Below are 17,322 nucleotides of genomic sequence, written 5' to 3'. Positions count from 1 at the left end.
CGGCCTTGTTGATGCCACCCTTCTTCCTGTACTCGCGCCAGGCAAAAGGAACGAAGATGATTATGGGCAACCAGCAGCGGAGAACCACTGAGGTGGCTGGCTCAAAGTTGGCTCCCTTGACCCAAATGGCAGTGAACGCAAGACAGGCGGTGCCGATCATCAAGATCGATACTGCGCGACCATGTCCCATACTGAAAACTGGCCCGCCCGCATGCTTGGTAGAAGATGGCTCTGACATAGTCTCCTACAACCTTTCCTGAAAGGTGTTATTTATGGACATTTCTAAGGTCGAATCGAGCAAATAAATAAAATGCTGTTTTCCGTAAAAAATAGCTATTGATTTCGATACCAGGCCGGATGGGCTCCACCGGCTAACGGCAAGGATGGTAGCCTTTATTAAGTACATCACATCTACGCATAGCTCGCCGTGGATCACCCTATTGGGGGTGTCTATTAACTTAATAAAGTTACTAGAGTATTGGAAATGCGCAATAGTGGCCACCACCTGCAATGATGTCAATTTTCCCAATAGCCCAAACTCACCACCCTTTGCACGATATGTGGATACACTTAAGGAAACGGCAGTCGAACTCGCGGAACTTCTTGGAATTGCGAAGAGCCGTCGCCCCACCATCGCCGTTAATCCACAATCCCCTCGGGTTCATATTTTCTCCATGACAACCCGTAAAAAATATGCTAAAACTAAAACAAACGGTTAAGTATTACCTATTAACCCCCTACTTCAAGGAGTGACATGCACCTTTCAGCACGCGAGCAGGAGAAGCTTCTCATCGTCGTTGCCGCCGATGTAGCGCGCCGTCGTAAGGACCGCGGCTTGAAGCTCAACCACCCGGAAGCTGTTTCCTACATCACCGCTGAGGTGATGGAAGGCGCACGTGACGGACGCACCGTCGCCGAACTAATGAGCTCTGGAGCGGAGATTCTCACCAAGGATGACGTCATGGATGGCGTCGCAGAGATGATCCCGGACATCCAGGTTGAGGCGACCTTCCCAGACGGAACCAAGCTGGTCACCGTCCACGACCCAATCCGATAGTCCAACTTTCGAGAACTCTGGAGAATCAGCAATGAAACCTGGCGAGTACTTCATCAGTGAAGAAGGCCCCACCATCGTCTGCAACGAGGGCTACGAAGCTATCTCAATCGATGTGGTTAACACCGGCGACCGCCCCATCCAGGTCGGTTCCCACTACCACTTCGCGGAAATCAACAAGGCGGTCGAATTCGACCGTGATGCCGCCCGTGGCAAGCGTCTCGACATCCCATCTGGCACCGCAGTACGTCTCGAGCCCGGCGATAAGCGAAGCGTTCAGCTGATCGACTTCGGCGGAGCCCGTGAGGTTCACGGCTTCAACGACGAAATCAACGGCCCGCTCAGCTAGCCCGGCGCACCCTACAGACCCACAAACTTTCTAAAGGAGTACTGTCAAATGTCTTTTGAGATGAATCGTCAGCAGTACGCGGAGCTTTTCGGACCAACCACCGGTGACGGTGTGCGTCTGGCCGATACCGACCTGGTTCTCCGCGTCGAAAAAGATCTGACCAGTTACGGCGATGAAGTCCGCTTCGGTGGCGGCAAGACCATTCGCGATGGCATGGGCCAGAACGGCCGCCTCACCCGCGAGGAAGGCGTCCCGGACACCGTCATCACCGGTGCCCTCATCCTTGACTACACCGGAATCTACAAGGCCGATATCGGCATCCGCGAGGGTCGCATCTCCGGAATCGGCAAGGCGGGTAACCCGGATATTCAGGATGACATCACCATCCCGATCGGTGTCAGCACCGATATCATCGCTGGTGAGCACATGATCATCACCGCCGGTGCGATCGATACCCACATTCACTTTATTTCCCCAGACCAGGTTGATACCGCGCTGAGCAACGGCACCACCACCCTCATCGGTGGCGGAACCGGACCTTCCGTGGGCACCAAGGCCACGACCATCACCCCTGGTTCCTGGCATATCCAGCGCATGATCGAGGCCACCCAGGACCTGCCGATCAACGTCGGTTTTCTGGGCAAGGGTCATGCCTCCACCCTCAAGCCACTCGAGGATCAGATCCGTGGTGGTGCCATCGGCCTGAAGATCCACGAGGACTGGGGCTCCACTCCTTCCTCCATTGATAAGACCCTGACCGCTGCTGACAACCTGGACTTCCAGGTCGCCATCCACACCGATACCCTCAACGAGGGTGGTTATCTGGAGGACACTGTCCGCGCGATTGATGGTCGCGTCATCCACACCTTCCACACTGAGGGCGCCGGTGGCGGACACGCTCCGGATATCATCAAGATCGCCGAGCTTCCCCATGTTCTGCCTGCGTCCACCAACCCGACGCTGCCGTACACCAAGAACACCATTGATGAGCACCTGGACATGCTCATGGTCTGCCACCACCTGAACCCGGATATTCCGGAGGATGTTGCCTTCGCTGACTCCCGTATCCGCGGCGCCACCATCGGCGCGGAGGACGTGTTGCACGATCTGGGCGTTTTCTCCATCACCTCATCTGACTCCCAGGCCATGGGCCGTGTCGGTGAAGTGGTGCTGCGTACCTGGCAGGTTGCACACCAGAACAAGAAGCAGCGGGGCCCGCTGGAGGGTGATACCGAGGGCAATGACAACAACCGCATCAAACGTTATGTGTCCAAGTACACGATCAACCCGGCGATTGCCCAGGGTATTGCCCACGAGATCGGATCCATCGAGGTCGGCAAGTTCGCTGACATCGTGATCTGGGAGCCACGTTTCTTCGGCATCAAGCCCTCCATCGTGCTCAAGGGCGGACAGATCGTGATGAGCGCCATGGGCGATTCCAATGGTTCCATCCCGACCCCCCAGCCGGTTACCCACCGCCGTTCCTTCGGCTCCCTGGGCACCGCTGTCCACAGCTCCTCCCTCACCTTCCTGCCGACCGTGGCACTGGAGGATGGACTGCCGGACAAGCTGAACACCACGCGCACCTTCGCGGAAGCCAAGAACATGCGCAATATCACCAAGGCTGATCTGAAGTTCAACTCCGCTACCCCGAGCATCGAGGTTGATCCACAGACCTACGAGGTCCGCGTGGACGGCGAAGTTATCAGCTCCCAGCCTTCTGATGAACTGCCGATGGCGCAGCGCTACTTCCTCTTCTAGTAGCCCACCATCACCTTGAACACGCCACGGTTGCGACACGGCCGTGTCGTAGCCGTGGCGTGTTCTCCCTTCACGGGACTTTGAGCCAGCACCCACGGCCGACCTAACTTATTAAATATCTTCACATATAGGCGAAGGAGCAGTCGATTGTTAATCACTGAAGTCCTCGGCAACCGGTCTGAACTATCGGAAGCCGAGCTCAACGGGAAGACTGAAGAACATCTTGTCCTCAGCAACCTGGACCTGACCAAGCGCATCCAGCGTGGCACCACCGACGGTGGTCGCGACATTGGCCTCCGTCTCCCCAGCGGTTTCGGTGAGCTTAGCGACGGCGACATCCTGGCCAACGACGATGATCTGCTGATCACCGTATCCGTGGAACCATCCGATGTTCTGGTCATTCGGCCCGAATCTATCTACGAGATGGCCTTTGTTGCCCACTCCCTGGGCAACCGCCACCTGCAGGCACAGTTCTTCGATGCCAATTCCGAATATGGACAGGCCGTCATGGTGGTGCAGTACGATCACACCGTTGAGCACTTCCTGGAGCACGTAAAGGCTCCGTTCACCCGTGAACAGCGCGTCATGCCTGAGGCTTTCCGTCATGCTGAGCACTCCCACTAGCATCGGGGTCAGCAGCCCCCAGGCCATGCTGACCATGCTCCACCTGACAGACTCCGCACTGCCCACCGGTGGTTTCAGCCACTCACTCGGGCTAGAAAGTTACCTGCAGCGCGATATCGTCAACTCCCCGGATACCTTCTCCACGTGGATGTATGCCTATATCAGGCAGTCAAGCTTCAATGACGCCCTCGTCGCCAAGCTCACCGCCGAGGCCGTACGCCAACCGCATGGGGATGCCATCCGCGAGCTCAAGCAGCTGGATACCCTGGCCCACACCACACTGGTGCCCCGCCAGATCCGCGAGGCAAATGCCTCCATGGGTCTGCGGATGTGCAAGATCATCGAGGTGGCCGTCCCCGACCACCCACTGGTCCAGTGGTACGCACAGGCCGCCAACGATGGTGAAGTCTTCGGTTGTCCCGCACTTGCCCACGGACTGGCACTCAGCGCCGTCGGCCTGGATACGGAAATGACTGTGCGCAGCTTCCTCATGCAGACCACTGCGTCCCTGACCCAGAACGCCATCCGTGGCATCCCGATTGGACAAAATGCTGGTCAGAAGGTTCTGGTTGGCTCCTACCCCGTGATCGAAGAGGCAGTGCAGCTGACAATGCAGCACGGTTATCTGGACCTCGGTGCCGCAGCACCCGGCCTGGAAATTGCGCAGATGCAGCATGAAAACCTGCGCTCACGCATGTTCATGTCTTAGACTCGCGCCACATCTTCCCTAAATAAAAAACCTCTGAAAGGAACAGCACCATGGAACCCATCAAGATTGGTATCGGCGGCCCCGTCGGATCCGGCAAGACCCAGCTGATCGAACGCGTCACCCGTGCTCTGGCCGAGGAAGTATCGATGGCTGCGATCACCAACGATATCTATACCCTTGAAGATGCCAAGATCCTGGCCCGTGAGTCTGTTCTTCCAGAAAGCCGCATCATCGGTGTGGAGACCGGTGGCTGCCCGCACACCGCCATCCGTGAAGATACCTCCATGAATGATGCCGCCTACCGCGAACTGGTGAAGAACAACGATGACCTGGATATTGTGTTCATCGAGTCCGGCGGCGACAACCTGTCCGCCACCTTCTCCCCGGAGCTTGTTGATTTCTCCATCTACATCATCGATGTGGCCCAGGGTGAGAAGATCCCACGCAAGGCTGGCCAGGGCATGATCAAGTCTGACCTGTTCATCATCAACAAGACCGACCTCGCACCACATGTGGGCGCGGACCTGTCCGTGATGGAATCCGACTCCAAGCACTTCCGCGGTGAGAAGCCTTTCGTGTTCACCAACCTGAAGACCGATGAGGGCCTGGACAAGGTGCTCGCATGGCTCCGCAAGGACGTCCTCATGAAAGACTTGGTCGATTAAATGACCACCGCCGCGCTTCCCCAGGCCCAGACCGGCACCGCTCTGCCCCGGTTCCACACGCTCCGTGAACCCGTAGGGGTACTGGACCTCCAGATCAAGAATCAGGATGGTCGTTCAGTGGCGGGCCGTCGCTACCATCAGGGTGCGCTCCGCCTCATGCGGGCCCACTACCTGGATGATTCCGGCCAGGTCTACTACACCATCATCAACCCGGGTGGTGCCTACTTCGGTGGAGATGACTACCACTTCAAGATCCAGGTTGAGGAAAACGCCTCACTGCTGCTGACCGGACAGTCCGCAACCAAGATCTACAAGACCCCGGAGAACTATTCCCTCCAGGACTTCGATGTGGAACTCGGACCCGGCGCGGTTTTTGAGTACATCCCCGATCAACTGATCGCCTATGAAGATGCCACCTACGCGCAGTATATGAATGTGCAGATGGATCCCACTGCTTCCCTGCTGACCGCAGAGATCGTCACACCGGGTTGGGCTCCTGATGGTTCCCAGTTCAAGTTTGATGAGGTGCGCATGCGTACCGCTGTCCAAGTCGGTGAGGATCTGGCAGTGGTGGATAATCTGCTGGTGCGTCCCGGTGATGGTTCCTTCACCGCTGATTCCCTGCTGTTCCTGGAGGATCAGACCCACTTCGCCACCCTGATCGCTGTGGATCCCAATATCACGGCAGAGATGGTCAAGGAGATCCGTGAGCTGATGGCTGCGCACCAGTCCAGCTATAAGCACAAGGTGCTAGATGCCGTCACCTTCACCGACGGCCCGGGGTTGGCTGTCCGTGCCATCGGTACCTATACCGAGGATCTGTACAGCCTGATCACCATGGTGGCTGATGAGCTTCGTCGCCGCTTCCGGGGCCAGGGCCCCTTGGAGCTTCGTAAGTACTAAATCGCTGCTTAAGTGCGCGTCACCGTGGGAAAGAGAGTTTTCCCACGATGTCGCGTTTTTTAAGTGCCAGGTGGGGTTCTGAGCAGGTTTCGCCGGATTCCGCCACAAAATAAGAAAACCAATATTAATGTCTTAATAATGTCAAAGAACTCACAGCGTCTCCTTAAAATTGCGCTTAGTGCAGGCCTGGCCCTGTCAGCAGTCCCCACCCCGACCGCAGATGCTGTCTCCAGCAATATTCCGGAAAACCCAATGGTCGATCCCCAGGGTGCACCCATGACCTCTCTGGACCTCAACCGGGCCCAGGAAACCACGCTGATCCAGGGCCTGGGTCATTTTGTATTCTCCTCCATCGGCACCCGCACCCCGGGCAACTGTGACCAGGTTCCGCTGTCCCACCAGCAGGTCTTCTGCACGATTGCAACGGGCATCCACTACGCCTTCTTCGAGTGATAACCCCGGTGGTTATTCGGAGTATCCAACAGCGGGACAACGCGGCCATCAAGGCGATAATCCAGGATTCACTGGAATCCCATGGCCTGGCGATCCCCGGCTCTGCCTATTTTGATCCGCAACTGGGTGATCTTTATGGGTTCTATGCGCCCCTGCCCCGCGCCCATTATTGGGTGGTGGAAGTAGATGGCCGGGTGGTCGGTGGTGTGGGTATCGCGCCTTTTGGCGTAGAGGGCTCAACCGCTGAGCTGCAGAAACTGTATCTTGCTTCCTCAGCCCAGGGTATGGGGCTCTCACATCTGCTTATGGATAAAGCACTCACCTTTGCCGGCAAGTATTTCCAGCAGTGTTATCTGGAGTCCATGCACAGCCTGAAAGCTGCCTGCGCCCTCTATGAGAAGTATGGTTTCACGCTCCTTCCCGAACCCCTGCCCGGATCGGAGCACTCCGCGATGGACGCCTGGTATCTGAAGGATCTACACAGTTAAGTACCGGGGATAAGAGGGCGTCGATAAGCACCTCAGGCAACGCTGGACAGGAGGCGGTGCTGCTCTTTAACCGTCTGCGCCGGGTGCTCAAGCTGGCGGAAGACCAGATTCATCTCACCGTCGATATCGAAACGACGGACCTTGATGCCATAGACAGGCTCCAGGATCTCCGGGGTGAAGATATCGGTGGGCGCGCCCCGGGCGACCACGCGACCATCCTGCAGGATCAGGACATGATCGCAGTAACGGGCAGCCAGGTTGAGATCATGGAGCACCACCACGCAGCTGGTGGGCAGGTCGGCGAGCAGGGCGAGAACATCATGCTGATAGCGGATATCCAGGTGGTTGGTGGGCTCATCCAGCAGGATGTGGGTGGCTTCCTGCACCAGTGCGCGAGCAATGAGGACACGCTGGCGCTCACCACCGGAAAGATCAGAGAAATTACGCCCAGCCAGGTGAAATACCCCCACGTGACGCAGGGCATTTTCGACCATGCGTTCATCCTCCGCCGAGGGACGTGAGGCCAGACCCTGATGGGGCATGCGGCCCAGCATAACCAGGTCAGCCACCACCATCGGAAGATCTGAGGCGTGCTCCTGCGCGACCACCGCCAGGGTTTTGGACAGCACCTTGCGGGAAATCTTCTTAAAAGCCTTGTCATTCACGCTCACCGTGCCGGAATCCGGCTGCAGTGATCCATAGAGGGTACGCAGCAGAGTGGTCTTGCCACTGCCATTGGGCCCCACCAGTCCCACGGTGCCATATTCCGGGATATCAATGGTGACACCGTCAACTACAAGATTCTTGCCATAGGAGTAAGTGATGTTATTGCCGTGAATGCTCATCGTGTCTCCTCCAGGAAGTCAGCGAGCTGTTCCAAGCCATCCACGGTCAGTGGGCTCGGTGGTTCGGCGAAGCTGAGCAGCATCGGATAAATCATGTCGTTCTGGACTGCTTCGAGGGCGCCAGCACCGGGGAGGTCCTGTACTGCCTTGACGATGGCATCCACGTTGCTGTCAGTGTGCAGGGTGATGATGACATCAGGGTTGCGGTTGATGAGTTCTTCCGCGGTGACCTCAAAGACACGCTCATCCTCATCACCAAAGACATTGTCCAAGCCGGCTACATCAACCAGTGGATAGGACATGGATCCTGTTCCATAGGCGTAGGTTGCCGAAGAACCGGGAGTGGGGAAGAGCACAGCCACGGTGCGCTCCTCATCAGCTGGGATAGCCTCACTGACCGCCGTCACCCGTTCTTTCAGTTCGGCAATATAAGCCTCGGCCTCGTCTTCTTTCTCAAAGACGGTTCCATAGAGTTCCACCTGGTCATAGACATCCTCAAAGGAAACCTCCCCGGTGAGTGAACCACAGAAAGCCGGTTCATCCAGCAGTGGGGCGCCATTGGCACCGAGTGTCTGGCGGTTGACCGTATCTGAGGATCCGATGACCAGATCCGGGGTGGTCTCGACCACGGTTTCCCGGGAGATCTGCAGATGGCCCGTGGCATCAACCTGATCAGTCAGGGTCGGGATCTCATCCAACTGTACGGCCACATCATCGCTGTAATACTCAGTGGGATAAAGGCCGGCCTTGGCGGTGACGCGGTCTAAGACATCAAGAGCTGCCAGGGTGGACACCGCAGGATTATCCAGCAGGGTCACGCGTTCCGGCGCTGCATCAAAGGTGATGGTGTCACCGCAGTTCTCCACGCTGATGGCTGCGTCTGTGGTCCCGTTTGCTGCAGTGCCCACCCCGTCATCAGAGTCAGTGGAACAAGCAGCGATCGGAAGGAGTGCGCCCAAGGCAAAGGTTGCGGTGAGAATTCGGATGCGGTTGTTCATTGACTAATTCCTTCAATTCTGAGATCAGTTGGGCGAATCAGTTATGTTGTGGCCCGCATTCGGCGGACGAGGATGAGCAGGAAGGGAGCACCCACCAGAGCGGTGATGATGCCGATCGGCATCTCCTGGGGGGCGAGGATGGTGCGGGCGAGGATATCCGCCCAGATAAGCAGAATGGAGCCAATGAGTGCGGAGACCGGAAGTACAGCCCGGTGGGAACCACCCACGATGCGACGGGCCAGGTGCGGGACCACCAGACCGATGAAGCCAATGGAACCGGCCATGGCCACGATGACACCGACCAGCATGCAGGACACCACCAGCAGAATGAGGCGGAAGCGATCCGGGTTGATACCCAAGGTCAGGGCGGTCTCATCACCTGCGGTCAGGGCATCCAGCTTGCGGCCCCAGATCATTAGGACCGCGGATACCGCACTGACCACCACGATGATCACTGCCAAAGGTCCATTCCATGCAGCCAGACCCAGGGAGCCGAGCAGCCAGAACATCACAGAGCGCGCACCTTCAGCCGAGTCAGAGGCAAAGACCAAAAAGCTGGTGGCTGCAGAGAGTGCATATCCCACAGCCACACCTGACATGAGCAAGCGGGTGGAGGTCAACCGGCCGGCACCGCGGGCAATGAAGAACACCAGCAAGGAGGCGGTCAAGGCTCCGAAGAAGGCACTGCCCTGAAGGGCATAATCACCAAAACCTGCACCGGCACCAAAAAGCACTGCAGCGGCAGCCCCTACGCTGGCACCGGAATTCACACCGAGAACATAAGGGTCAGCCAGCATATTGCGAACCAGTGCCTGCAGGATCACTCCCGCCAGGGCAAGACCTGCGCCAACAGCAGCCCCCAACAACACCCGGGGGACGCGGATATCCCATACGATGGCATCTTGAGTCACTTGGGTGGTGCCAGTCAGACTGCTGCCGAACAGGTGATGCGCAAGAATACGGATGGTGTCTGCGAGTGAGATGTCAACGGGGCCGGCGATGATGCCTGCGCCCATCGTGAGCACCAGAGCAATGATCAGGGTTCCGCACCATGCAAGGGTGCGATGACGTCGGGCGGTGTAACCGAGAGTGTCATCACCACCCTTGGCATTGATAGGTAAAACCCGTAGCATTGGTAGCATGTTTTGATGATAACATTCAATCATTCATTTGACTATCGAATTGACTAAATAATCCGGAAATCGAAGGGAACAGGCTGTGCACGAACATCAGGGCTCCCCGGTAAACCTGGCAGAAGAATGGGCTCCGATCTTCAAGGTGATGGGGGACCCCACCCGACTCCGCCTCCTGCTGGCCATGCACTACCGCGGCCCCGGCGAGGCCACCGTCTCCGAACTCGCAGACACCGTCGGCGTCCGCATCCCGACCGCCTCAGCAGCATTAATCCACCTCACCGATGCCGGGACCATCCAACCACACAAGGTGGGACGCGAAGTCCGCTACAGCCTCACCGATCCCCGCATCCACGCGCTCCTGCACCACCTGGGTGGTACCCACTCCCACGACCACTCTGCGCATTAACTCCCGCGACACCCTAGGAATCTTCAGATTTTCGGCTGCTTACCCACCGAGGATGAACTTCGGGACTTTCCCTTTCAGTGGAGACGAACAGGCTCCCCTTCAAACCCAGTCTCGCGCCTACATCATCGCCGTAGGGAGCGCCTATGTTGGTAAACGCCATCTTTTTCTCGGAGATCACTGGCGATACTTTGCCCAAAATTCCCCGTTCATGGGACTTCCCCTTTCCCTGAAACCCTTTGAGCCCCTCCCCCTAGCCGGATTATTTTTGGCAGCAATCATTGCCCGTCACTTCCTTGCCGACTGACCGGATCTCCCTGCTCTGGGGCCTGGACTGGTGGCACGAAAAAGACAAGCAGCGCTTCGGGCTGGAGGGGCCCACCCGCACGGAGCGACGCGAGCGTCGACAAGCTCACCACTCCCCCTGAGCGCTTATCGACGGCCCCTATAGTGCGCGCGGCACCCTGATCAGATCACCGGGATGAATGAGGTTGGGGTTGGTGATGCTCGGGTTGGCAACAACCAAACGATGATAGAGGCTACTGTCGCCATAATGCTCGGCGGCAATCTTTCCCAAGGTGTCACCAGCTTTCACCACATATTCCACATAAGTGGAGTAGCCAGGCACGATGGATGATCCCAGAATCACCGGCACCACCACCAGGTCCAGGCGCGAACCATCACGGGGAGACACATGGAATACCTCAAGATGGGCAAGCACATGGGTAAAAGCAGCCTGGGAAATATCGGCCTCAACCTGGAATTGACCATGTCCGCCGATACCATCCCCTGCCATGAAGTGCCCACTCACCCCATCATGGCCTTCAGTGATCATATAGTTGTAGCTGGCTTCGAATGCCCCACCTGCAATGCCGGCAATATGAACAGTGTCTCCGACAATGTCAAAGGGTTGGGGTTGCTGAATGTGGATACTCATGGCAAAACACCTTCCTGGAGGTAAAACATGAGCTCTGGGTAGAACCAGCCCTACCCCGTGGTGAGATCCACATCACTGGCCTTTTTCCTGCTCAGGCCTCGGACCCACCGCATCACAGGTTCCTCCACCAGCACATAGCTTGCTGCAGCCACAGGAATGGTGATCACCACGGTCGACACAAACACCAGCAGAAAGTTCCCACTGAACAGATTCAAGCCCAGCAACGGAAACACGATGGTCAACACCGGCAGATGCCACAGGAAGATGGAATAGGACCACTTCCCCATCGCCCGCATGAAATCAGTGTTGAGCAGAGCTGAATGTGTGCCCAGTGCATAGGGAACCACAAGAAATGCGGCAAACGCGGTGCCTGCCAGGATGCGCAACACAAACTCCCCCGGCGCAGGATGGGTCAGCCCCAGGGGTCCGTACCATTCCTGCCCCGCCACCCAGGCGGTCACCAGGGCCAGTGCCCACCAGATCACACTGGGGATGCGTGGGAACCGCACACCCTCACACTCCGCGGCCAACATCCCCACCGCAAACCAACAGGCATAAGCAGGGGGCCAGATCTGCATATTCGGCCACCCGTTGGCAATCGAATTCTCCACCATGGGGATGAAAGCCCACCCCAGGCTCAACACGGCACCGACCAGGATAAGGCCAATGCGGGCACGTTGTCCACAGCGCCCCAGCACCACCGCCAACAGTGGCATCACCAGGTAGAACGCCATCTCCACGCATAATGACCACAGATGGGTCAGCCCGGTCATGAGACCATCTGCCACATAAATCTGCGTCATGGTGAGATTGACCCACCACGGGCCGGTGGGAATGAATAACAACACCGCCACCACCGTCAGCCAATAAGCCGGCATGATCCTGGCCAAACGCTTCAGGTAATACACTCCCGGAGGATTACTATCCCGGCGACGCCACAGCAAAAATGCCGAGAGCGCAAAAAACACCGCGACGAAGAAATCAAAACGTGCCAGCACACTCCCGATCGTTCCCGCCGGATCCACACCCGTCTGAAATGCGGCATGGGTTGCCAACACCCCGAGGGCTGCAATCGCGCGGAGCCCCTCGAGTGAGCTGATGAATCCAGCCGGTACGGAGGCTGCGTAGGATTGATGAGACATTGTTGTGAATTGTGAGCTTAGCGGATGCGGCTGAAAGGGGTCTGCTGTGAAGAAGTCAGCCGCCATACTGATCATCATGGGTGTGGCCCTTCTGGTATTCGCATTCTCCGTACCTCCCTACATGAAGGGCCAAGCCCGCACACTCCCCACTGACCTGGACCTCACCGTGGTCAAGGACAGCCCCCAGGGATTCACACAGACCAACCACCTCACCACCGCCCCGACGGAAAAAATCGATGAGATCGCCGTCCATGTTGAGAGAATTCTCACCGATCAATCCGGCAACGTGGTCTCAGAGAACACCGATGACGTGACACTCATCGGCCACTCCCGCTTCCCGATCTTCCAATCAACCACCACCGCTGAGAACGGCCGGGGAGAAGAGATCCTCCACGAAGGCCTCCACTACTTCTTCCCAGCCAACACACTGCGGAACTCCTACCAGTACCTCGACCTCACCCTCGGTGATGCCGAACCCGTGGACTACCTCTCCCGCGACGGCGATGTCTACATCTTCTACCAACACCGCCGTTTTGAACCACTAGATGACAACACCCACTACTCCGTCGAACGCACCCTCGAAGTCGACCGACACTCAGGAACCATCCTGAACAAACATGAACTCATGACCTTCCATGAACCCGGTGGCGAACGCCAGATGGAATTCTCCTACACCCCAGAATCACAGGAGATCCTCCAGTCCCATGCTGACGACATCACCACCACACTGAAAACCGCCAAAACCCTCGACTTCTTCAGTAAATTCCTTGGACTCATCCTGCTGGGCGTTGGCGTGTTCCAAACTGGAATCTTCCGAACCCGGCGCTAACCATGTCCAACACCAAAGGGATGTTGCTGTGGGCATGGACCACACTCCTGCTGGGTTCCCTGCTGTGGCCGCTGGCCGCGCCGGGAGAGCTTCTCCTCCGTGACATGGCTGTGGTGGATGACCCTGCTTTGTCACTCAACGCCCTGGGTTTTGGTGATCTCCCCTCCCGGAACGCACCCCAGGATGGTGCCCTGGCGTTGTTGGGTTTTGTGCCGGTGAGCTGGGTGGTCAGGATCCTCCTGTTTGCTGCAGGCCTTGCCGGGGCCTGGGGGGCGATGCAGTTGGGCCGTGCACAGTTTGTTGCCGTGACCATCGCCATCTACAACCCCTTCGCGGTGGAAAGGCTTCTGCAGGGGCACTGGTCACTGGTGATGGCGGCCTGGCTATTGCCCGTGATCGTAGCGTTGCGGAAGCATCCGCGGGCGCAGATCGTGGCCATGTGGGTGGCGTCCCTGACCCCCACTGGCGCTGTGATCGCAGCCGTGGTGGCGATGGCCACCTCCAGACGGCGTCTGCTCACCCTCATCTTCGCTCTGTTGTCCTGGTTGCCCTGGTTGGTCCCGGCACTTCTTGCGCCACCCACCTCTGGTGGTGCACTCGCCTTCGCCATCCGTGCTGAGGCACAGGCAGGAACAGTGGGGACAGCTCTGGGCTTGGGTGGTATCTGGAATGTTGCTGCGGTCCCGGCATCCCGCGAGGCGGGTTTCACACTGTTTGGAATCCTGCTCTTTGGTGTCCTCCTGCTGGGTGTCCGCAACTGCCCATGGCCGTTACTGGCACTGGCACTGGTGGGTTTTGCCGGCTCCCTGGGTTCCTGGCTGCTGCCTGAAATCTTCTCCTGGACTGTGTCTTATGTTCCCGGCGCGGCACTGTTCCGTGACTCTCAGAAGCTTCTCATGCTGGCCATTCCCGCGTATGTGGCCATGGCGGCGGGATTGAAGAAGCCTCTGGAATGGGTGGCGGTGGCGCTGGCCCTGTTGCAGATCCCTGATGCACCACGGGAGATGTCTGTTCTTCAACCGGTGCAGGGACAGGGGCACGATGCTGAGCTGGTGGACCTTGCTGGGGGGCGTGATGTGTTCATCGTTGAAGCGCCCACGTTGATACTTCGGGATGACGGCCTACCGGTGGTGGATCCACGTTCTAAGGCATTATCACTGGTGGAATCCGGGGAACTCCGCGTTGATGGCATGATCACCGATGCCCCCAGCCGCAGATGGAGTGAGGCGACAACCGCCTGGCGGGCAGGCGACCTTCAGCGTCTGGAGGATCTGGGAATCGGGGTGGTCATTGATGGTGATCAGATTGTGGAGACAGGAGCCGGGCCACAACGGGGTTGGCGTTTCTACCTGGGCCTTGGCCTGACCGTGTTCTGGATGGTGCTGCCGTTGGGGCTCTTTGGTGTGCGGGGCAGAAGGAAGAAGCCTGCAGCACATTAACCCTGAAATCATAACCACGAAAGGAGTCGAAAAAATGACTGCTTTCAGGGTTAATTCGAGTCCTTTCGTGGTTATGATTTCAGGGTTATGATTTCGGGGTTAATGAAGACGGCAGCAATGAGGTCAACAACTGTTCAAACTGGGTTCCGGCGGTGTCCCAGGAATAAGACCCCGCACGCTGGGCGGCGTGCTGGCCTAAGAGGGCGCGGGAGGGGGCGTCGGTAAGCAGGTGGCGCACCGCAGCAATCAGCTCAGCCTTGGAATCCACCAGCACGCCCGTCTGGCCATCGATGATGGAATCACGCAGACCACCGGAACTGCGGTAACCGATCGTGGGGACGGAATGCTGGGCGGCCTCCACCACAGCCAGACCCCACCCTTCCTTACGTGAAGGCATGAGGTGAATCGCGGCACGACGCAACAGCGCATGCTTATGATCTTCTGCCACCTGCCCGTGGAAAGTCACCCGGTCCACAACGCCCAGCTCACGGGCATAGTCACGCAGCTGTTCCTCCCACCAACCACTACCCACCACATCCAGGTGCACACCTTCGATGGCAGCCACCACGTCCATGGCGTGCTCAATCTGTTTATGGGGCACCAGGCGCGAGAGCGTGACCAGATGAATGCCCTCCTCATCCAGGCGTGGAATATGGGCCGGCACCGGATCAAGACCATTCTGGATCAGATGAATACGTTCAGCATCCACCCCAAGCTCCACCAATTCATCCCGGCTGGGTGTGGACACCGTCACATAAGGAGCGTTGCGGTAGGCACGGGGTGCCACATGGCTTTCCAGGAACCACCCCACCGGAGCCAGGAGCTTGCCGACGACCGGCCACTGCTCCCGATGACAATGATGTGTCAGCAGAACTGTCGGTTTGCCGGAGAAGAACCTTCCGAAAAATGGGATGCCATTCTGGGTGTCCACCACCACATCCACCCCACGGAAGGTCCCCAGGCCCATACGTCCGAGCATCATCGCAGCCCAGGCCTTTGGATACACACTGAACTTCCCGCCACTGAGGGAATAACGCACCCCATCGCGCATGGCACGTCGTGGTGCATCTGTATGACCCGCCGTGCGATAAACCACCTCATGGCCCTGACGGGCGAGATATTCCCCCACCCGTTCCAGGTAGCGTTCACTGCCACCACCCTGGGGATGGGTGGATTCACGCCAGCACAGCAGAAGGATCTTCATAGGATCATCCAGCCTAGTTCTGCTGTGGTGGGGGCGGGAAATCAGGGAGTGTCAGAGTCCTGCGTATCTCCTTACAGGAAGTGGGGCAAGAGCCTCTCGCCTGAAACTTTCTGGGCTTCATATGAACTTTTCATTTTCCATATGAGGTATTTGCGCTGTTCAGAGCGATTCTGATTCTTCCACATGAACCAGTGAGAGTTCCACCCCCTGATGATCATCTAAGGGGGACATCGTCAGGATCATCGACGTGCACACCATGGGTGGCGAGGACATCCTTGATTGGTTTCATGGGTATCAGTCTTCCATCAGGGGTGGACATACATAGGAAATGACTAGAAAATACTTTCTACCTCAACACAGTTATGCAGGGAACAGGCACCACAGGGCGGTCACTCCTTTTCCCGAAAAACTTTGCCAGCACTCCGCAGCCAGCGGGGAGGAGACAAGCTCAGCAATGATAAGCAACGGATGAGGTGGACGAAGATGGGCAATCATTTACTGCTAAGAAAACAGTTAACGAGCTAAATGAAGCTCAACCATTTCCCCTATCGGTTTCCTATAAATCCTGTTGATTCTCACGTTTCGCCCACAAGTATCTGCGAACCAGGAAGATGGGCAATACCAGAACATAATAAAACCCAAGATACTGAACCACGTAAAGAAAAATTCCCTCAGAGTTAACTTCGCTCCACGAAACACCCTCTACGCTTGAAGATGCGACCCCGCGCCAGCCAGTTACCTGGCTTATGTAGAAACTTGCGACAACCATTAGTGGCAGTACCACCAAGGAAAACCACCACGGGGGAGCCCAAGGCCTACCGTCTTTCTCAGTTCTGTACAAAGCTCCGCCAAAGCCCATCGCAAATGCCTTTCTAGTTACAACTGCTCACTAAGGGCACAGGATCCCGCATAAAGTGCGAGCTTTGCAACCCCCCATACGACAGGGCCTCCGATGGCGCTAATACCGTAATCGAGGGCTGCCGTTGCACCGTTGAGGCCGCTACCTGTGTGATCTTTTCTGCCGCTGCCCTCCATTGCTTAGCTTTCAATAGATTGCCAATGGCAGCTGCATCTTGCGGAGACATCGGCACTGGAGCAAAGTTCCAAACAACGCATTCCGCATATGTTCCTAAGCTTTGAGCCGAGACAGACGGCTGAGTTTCATCTGGCAGTGGGGCTTCCATAAACTCCACCAGAGATTCTGCTTCTTCTGCAGAAACGTTCTCACGCTCAGCTGCTTCATAATCGACAGCCCATTTGCCTGGGGATTGCTCATAAACAACCTCCGTGAACAGTGTCTCGAATCCTTCAGACAGCTCTTGAGAGATCTTTTCCTGCTCTTCATCGCTAAGCGCGGTATCTTGCGTCATAGCTTCTTCTTGC

At 57.3% G+C, this 17,322-nt stretch carries 20 protein-coding genes and 1 pseudogene; 13 read left to right on the top strand and 8 right to left on the bottom strand.

Going from position 1 to position 17,322, the window contains the following annotated elements:
* Positions 1 to 238: pseudogene (locus tag Q0M74_RS07615) on the bottom strand (hypothetical protein); the annotation flags it as partial.
* 516 nt (positions 239 to 754) lie between these two features.
* Here Q0M74_RS07615 and Q0M74_RS07610 point away from each other — a divergent pair.
* From Q0M74_RS07610 to Q0M74_RS07570, 9 genes are all read left to right on the top strand, one after another.
* On the top strand, positions 755 to 1,057 hold the full coding sequence (locus tag Q0M74_RS07610) for an urease subunit gamma (RefSeq protein WP_293953062.1): 303 nt from the start codon (positions 755 to 757) through the stop codon (positions 1,055 to 1,057).
* Between the two features lie 31 nt (positions 1,058 to 1,088).
* Positions 1,089 to 1,403, top strand: coding sequence for an urease subunit beta (locus Q0M74_RS07605; RefSeq protein ID WP_293953060.1), 315 nt, complete (start codon positions 1,089 to 1,091; stop codon positions 1,401 to 1,403).
* A gap of 48 nt (positions 1,404 to 1,451) precedes the next feature.
* Positions 1,452 to 3,164, top strand: coding sequence for an urease subunit alpha (gene ureC, locus Q0M74_RS07600; protein ID WP_293953058.1), 1,713 nt, complete (start codon positions 1,452 to 1,454; stop codon positions 3,162 to 3,164).
* Between the two features lie 147 nt (positions 3,165 to 3,311).
* Positions 3,312 to 3,788 (top strand): urease accessory protein UreE, encoded by a 477-nt coding sequence (gene ureE, locus Q0M74_RS07595; RefSeq protein WP_293953056.1) that lies wholly within the window; start codon positions 3,312 to 3,314, stop codon positions 3,786 to 3,788.
* Entirely contained in the window at positions 3,769 to 4,497 is a 729-nt protein-coding gene (locus Q0M74_RS07590) for an urease accessory protein UreF (protein WP_293953054.1), read from the top strand. Before ureE ends, Q0M74_RS07590 begins: the two co-directional genes overlap by 20 nt.
* Before the next feature lie 50 nt (positions 4,498 to 4,547).
* The gene (ureG, locus tag Q0M74_RS07585; RefSeq protein ID WP_293953052.1) at positions 4,548 to 5,162 is read left to right on the top strand and encodes an urease accessory protein UreG; all 615 of its coding nucleotides are present in this window, start codon (positions 4,548 to 4,550) and stop codon (positions 5,160 to 5,162) included.
* Entirely contained in the window at positions 5,163 to 6,065 is a 903-nt protein-coding gene (locus Q0M74_RS07580; protein ID WP_293953050.1) for an urease accessory protein UreD, read from the top strand.
* Between the two features lie 138 nt (positions 6,066 to 6,203).
* On the top strand, positions 6,204 to 6,518 hold the full coding sequence (locus Q0M74_RS07575; RefSeq protein WP_293953048.1) for a hypothetical protein: 315 nt from the start codon (positions 6,204 to 6,206) through the stop codon (positions 6,516 to 6,518).
* 8 nt (positions 6,519 to 6,526) lie between these two features.
* Positions 6,527 to 7,006, top strand: a complete 480-nt coding sequence (locus tag Q0M74_RS07570; protein ID WP_293953046.1) for a GNAT family N-acetyltransferase — start codon at positions 6,527 to 6,529, stop codon at positions 7,004 to 7,006.
* Positions 7,007 to 7,038: 32 nt separating this feature from the next.
* Here the strand turns inward: Q0M74_RS07570 and Q0M74_RS07565 are convergent, their stop codons facing one another.
* From Q0M74_RS07565 to Q0M74_RS07555, 3 genes are read right to left on the bottom strand one after another with little or no spacing between them, the layout of a single operon-like run.
* Positions 7,039 to 7,851: an ABC transporter ATP-binding protein gene (locus Q0M74_RS07565; protein ID WP_293953044.1), complete on the bottom strand. Its 813-nt coding sequence runs from the start codon at positions 7,849 to 7,851 to the stop codon at positions 7,039 to 7,041.
* Complete coding sequence (locus Q0M74_RS07560) at positions 7,848 to 8,849, bottom strand: ABC transporter substrate-binding protein (RefSeq protein WP_293953042.1); 1,002 nt, start codon at positions 8,847 to 8,849, stop codon at positions 7,848 to 7,850. Before Q0M74_RS07560 ends, Q0M74_RS07565 begins: the two co-directional genes overlap by 4 nt.
* A gap of 41 nt (positions 8,850 to 8,890) precedes the next feature.
* Complete coding sequence (locus tag Q0M74_RS07555) at positions 8,891 to 9,982, bottom strand: iron ABC transporter permease (RefSeq protein ID WP_293953040.1); 1,092 nt, start codon at positions 9,980 to 9,982, stop codon at positions 8,891 to 8,893.
* A 148-nt stretch (positions 9,983 to 10,130) separates the two neighbouring features.
* Here Q0M74_RS07555 and Q0M74_RS07550 point away from each other — a divergent pair, with 148 nt between their 5' ends.
* The gene (locus Q0M74_RS07550; RefSeq protein WP_293953065.1) at positions 10,131 to 10,391 is read left to right on the top strand and encodes a helix-turn-helix transcriptional regulator; all 261 of its coding nucleotides are present in this window, start codon (positions 10,131 to 10,133) and stop codon (positions 10,389 to 10,391) included.
* 278 nt (positions 10,392 to 10,669) lie between these two features.
* The gene (locus Q0M74_RS07545; RefSeq protein ID WP_293953038.1) at positions 10,670 to 10,816 is read left to right on the top strand and encodes a hypothetical protein; all 147 of its coding nucleotides are present in this window, start codon (positions 10,670 to 10,672) and stop codon (positions 10,814 to 10,816) included.
* 17 nt (positions 10,817 to 10,833) lie between these two features.
* Here Q0M74_RS07545 and Q0M74_RS07540 read toward each other — a convergent pair whose 3' ends face one another.
* Both Q0M74_RS07540 and Q0M74_RS07535 read right to left on the bottom strand, forming a co-directional pair.
* Positions 10,834 to 11,325, bottom strand: a complete 492-nt coding sequence (locus Q0M74_RS07540) for a Gmad2 immunoglobulin-like domain-containing protein (RefSeq protein ID WP_293953036.1) — start codon at positions 11,323 to 11,325, stop codon at positions 10,834 to 10,836.
* 50 nt (positions 11,326 to 11,375) lie between these two features.
* On the bottom strand, positions 11,376 to 12,467 hold the full coding sequence (locus Q0M74_RS07535) for an acyltransferase (RefSeq protein ID WP_293953034.1): 1,092 nt from the start codon (positions 12,465 to 12,467) through the stop codon (positions 11,376 to 11,378).
* A 46-nt stretch (positions 12,468 to 12,513) separates the two neighbouring features.
* Between Q0M74_RS07535 and Q0M74_RS07530 the strand changes: the two genes are divergently transcribed.
* Positions 12,514 to 13,296: a porin PorA family protein gene (locus tag Q0M74_RS07530; protein WP_293953032.1), complete on the top strand. Its 783-nt coding sequence runs from the start codon at positions 12,514 to 12,516 to the stop codon at positions 13,294 to 13,296.
* Positions 13,297 to 13,298: 2 nt separating this feature from the next.
* The gene (locus Q0M74_RS07525) at positions 13,299 to 14,735 is read left to right on the top strand and encodes a hypothetical protein (protein WP_293953030.1); all 1,437 of its coding nucleotides are present in this window, start codon (positions 13,299 to 13,301) and stop codon (positions 14,733 to 14,735) included.
* Between the two features lie 85 nt (positions 14,736 to 14,820).
* Here the strand turns inward: Q0M74_RS07525 and Q0M74_RS07520 are convergent, their stop codons facing one another.
* Together Q0M74_RS07520 and Q0M74_RS07515 are read right to left on the bottom strand one after the other, a co-directional pair.
* Positions 14,821 to 15,939: a glycosyltransferase family 4 protein gene (locus Q0M74_RS07520; protein ID WP_293953028.1), complete on the bottom strand. Its 1,119-nt coding sequence runs from the start codon at positions 15,937 to 15,939 to the stop codon at positions 14,821 to 14,823.
* Positions 15,940 to 16,811: 872 nt separating this feature from the next.
* On the bottom strand, positions 16,812 to 17,322 hold a 511-nt coding region (locus Q0M74_RS07515; RefSeq protein ID WP_293953026.1), incomplete at its 5' end, for a hypothetical protein.

The organism is uncultured Corynebacterium sp. (genome assembly GCF_945649885.1).
In the GTDB taxonomy this organism is placed as follows: Bacteria; Actinomycetota; Actinomycetes; order Mycobacteriales; family Mycobacteriaceae; genus Corynebacterium.
Note: the sequence above shows the minus strand (reverse complement) of the source record. Positions and strands in the feature narration are given on the sequence as shown.

Coding starts and splice junctions, on each gene's coding strand:
- Q0M74_RS07610 (WP_293953062.1), top strand. CDS start 755: ATGCACCTTTCAGCACGCGAGCAGGAGAAGCTTCTCATCGTCGTTGCC.
- Q0M74_RS07605 (WP_293953060.1), top strand. CDS start 1,089: ATGAAACCTGGCGAGTACTTCATCAGTGAAGAAGGCCCCACCATCGTC.
- ureC (WP_293953058.1), top strand. CDS start 1,452: ATGTCTTTTGAGATGAATCGTCAGCAGTACGCGGAGCTTTTCGGACCA.
- Q0M74_RS07590 (WP_293953054.1), top strand. CDS start 3,769: ATGCTGAGCACTCCCACTAGCATCGGGGTCAGCAGCCCCCAGGCCATG.
- ureG (WP_293953052.1), top strand. CDS start 4,548: ATGGAACCCATCAAGATTGGTATCGGCGGCCCCGTCGGATCCGGCAAG.
- Q0M74_RS07580 (WP_293953050.1), top strand. CDS start 5,163: ATGACCACCGCCGCGCTTCCCCAGGCCCAGACCGGCACCGCTCTGCCC.
- Q0M74_RS07575 (WP_293953048.1), top strand. CDS start 6,204: ATGTCAAAGAACTCACAGCGTCTCCTTAAAATTGCGCTTAGTGCAGGC.
- Q0M74_RS07565 (WP_293953044.1), bottom strand. CDS start 7,851: ATGAGCATTCACGGCAATAACATCACTTACTCCTATGGCAAGAATCTT.
- Q0M74_RS07560 (WP_293953042.1), bottom strand. CDS start 8,849: ATGAACAACCGCATCCGAATTCTCACCGCAACCTTTGCCTTGGGCGCA.
- Q0M74_RS07555 (WP_293953040.1), bottom strand. CDS start 9,982: ATGCTACGGGTTTTACCTATCAATGCCAAGGGTGGTGATGACACTCTC.
- Q0M74_RS07550 (WP_293953065.1), top strand. CDS start 10,131: ATGGGGGACCCCACCCGACTCCGCCTCCTGCTGGCCATGCACTACCGC.
- Q0M74_RS07540 (WP_293953036.1), bottom strand. CDS start 11,325: ATGAGTATCCACATTCAGCAACCCCAACCCTTTGACATTGTCGGAGAC.
- Q0M74_RS07535 (WP_293953034.1), bottom strand. CDS start 12,467: ATGTCTCATCAATCCTACGCAGCCTCCGTACCGGCTGGATTCATCAGC.
- Q0M74_RS07525 (WP_293953030.1), top strand. CDS start 13,299: ATGTCCAACACCAAAGGGATGTTGCTGTGGGCATGGACCACACTCCTG.
- Q0M74_RS07520 (WP_293953028.1), bottom strand. CDS start 15,939: ATGAAGATCCTTCTGCTGTGCTGGCGTGAATCCACCCATCCCCAGGGT.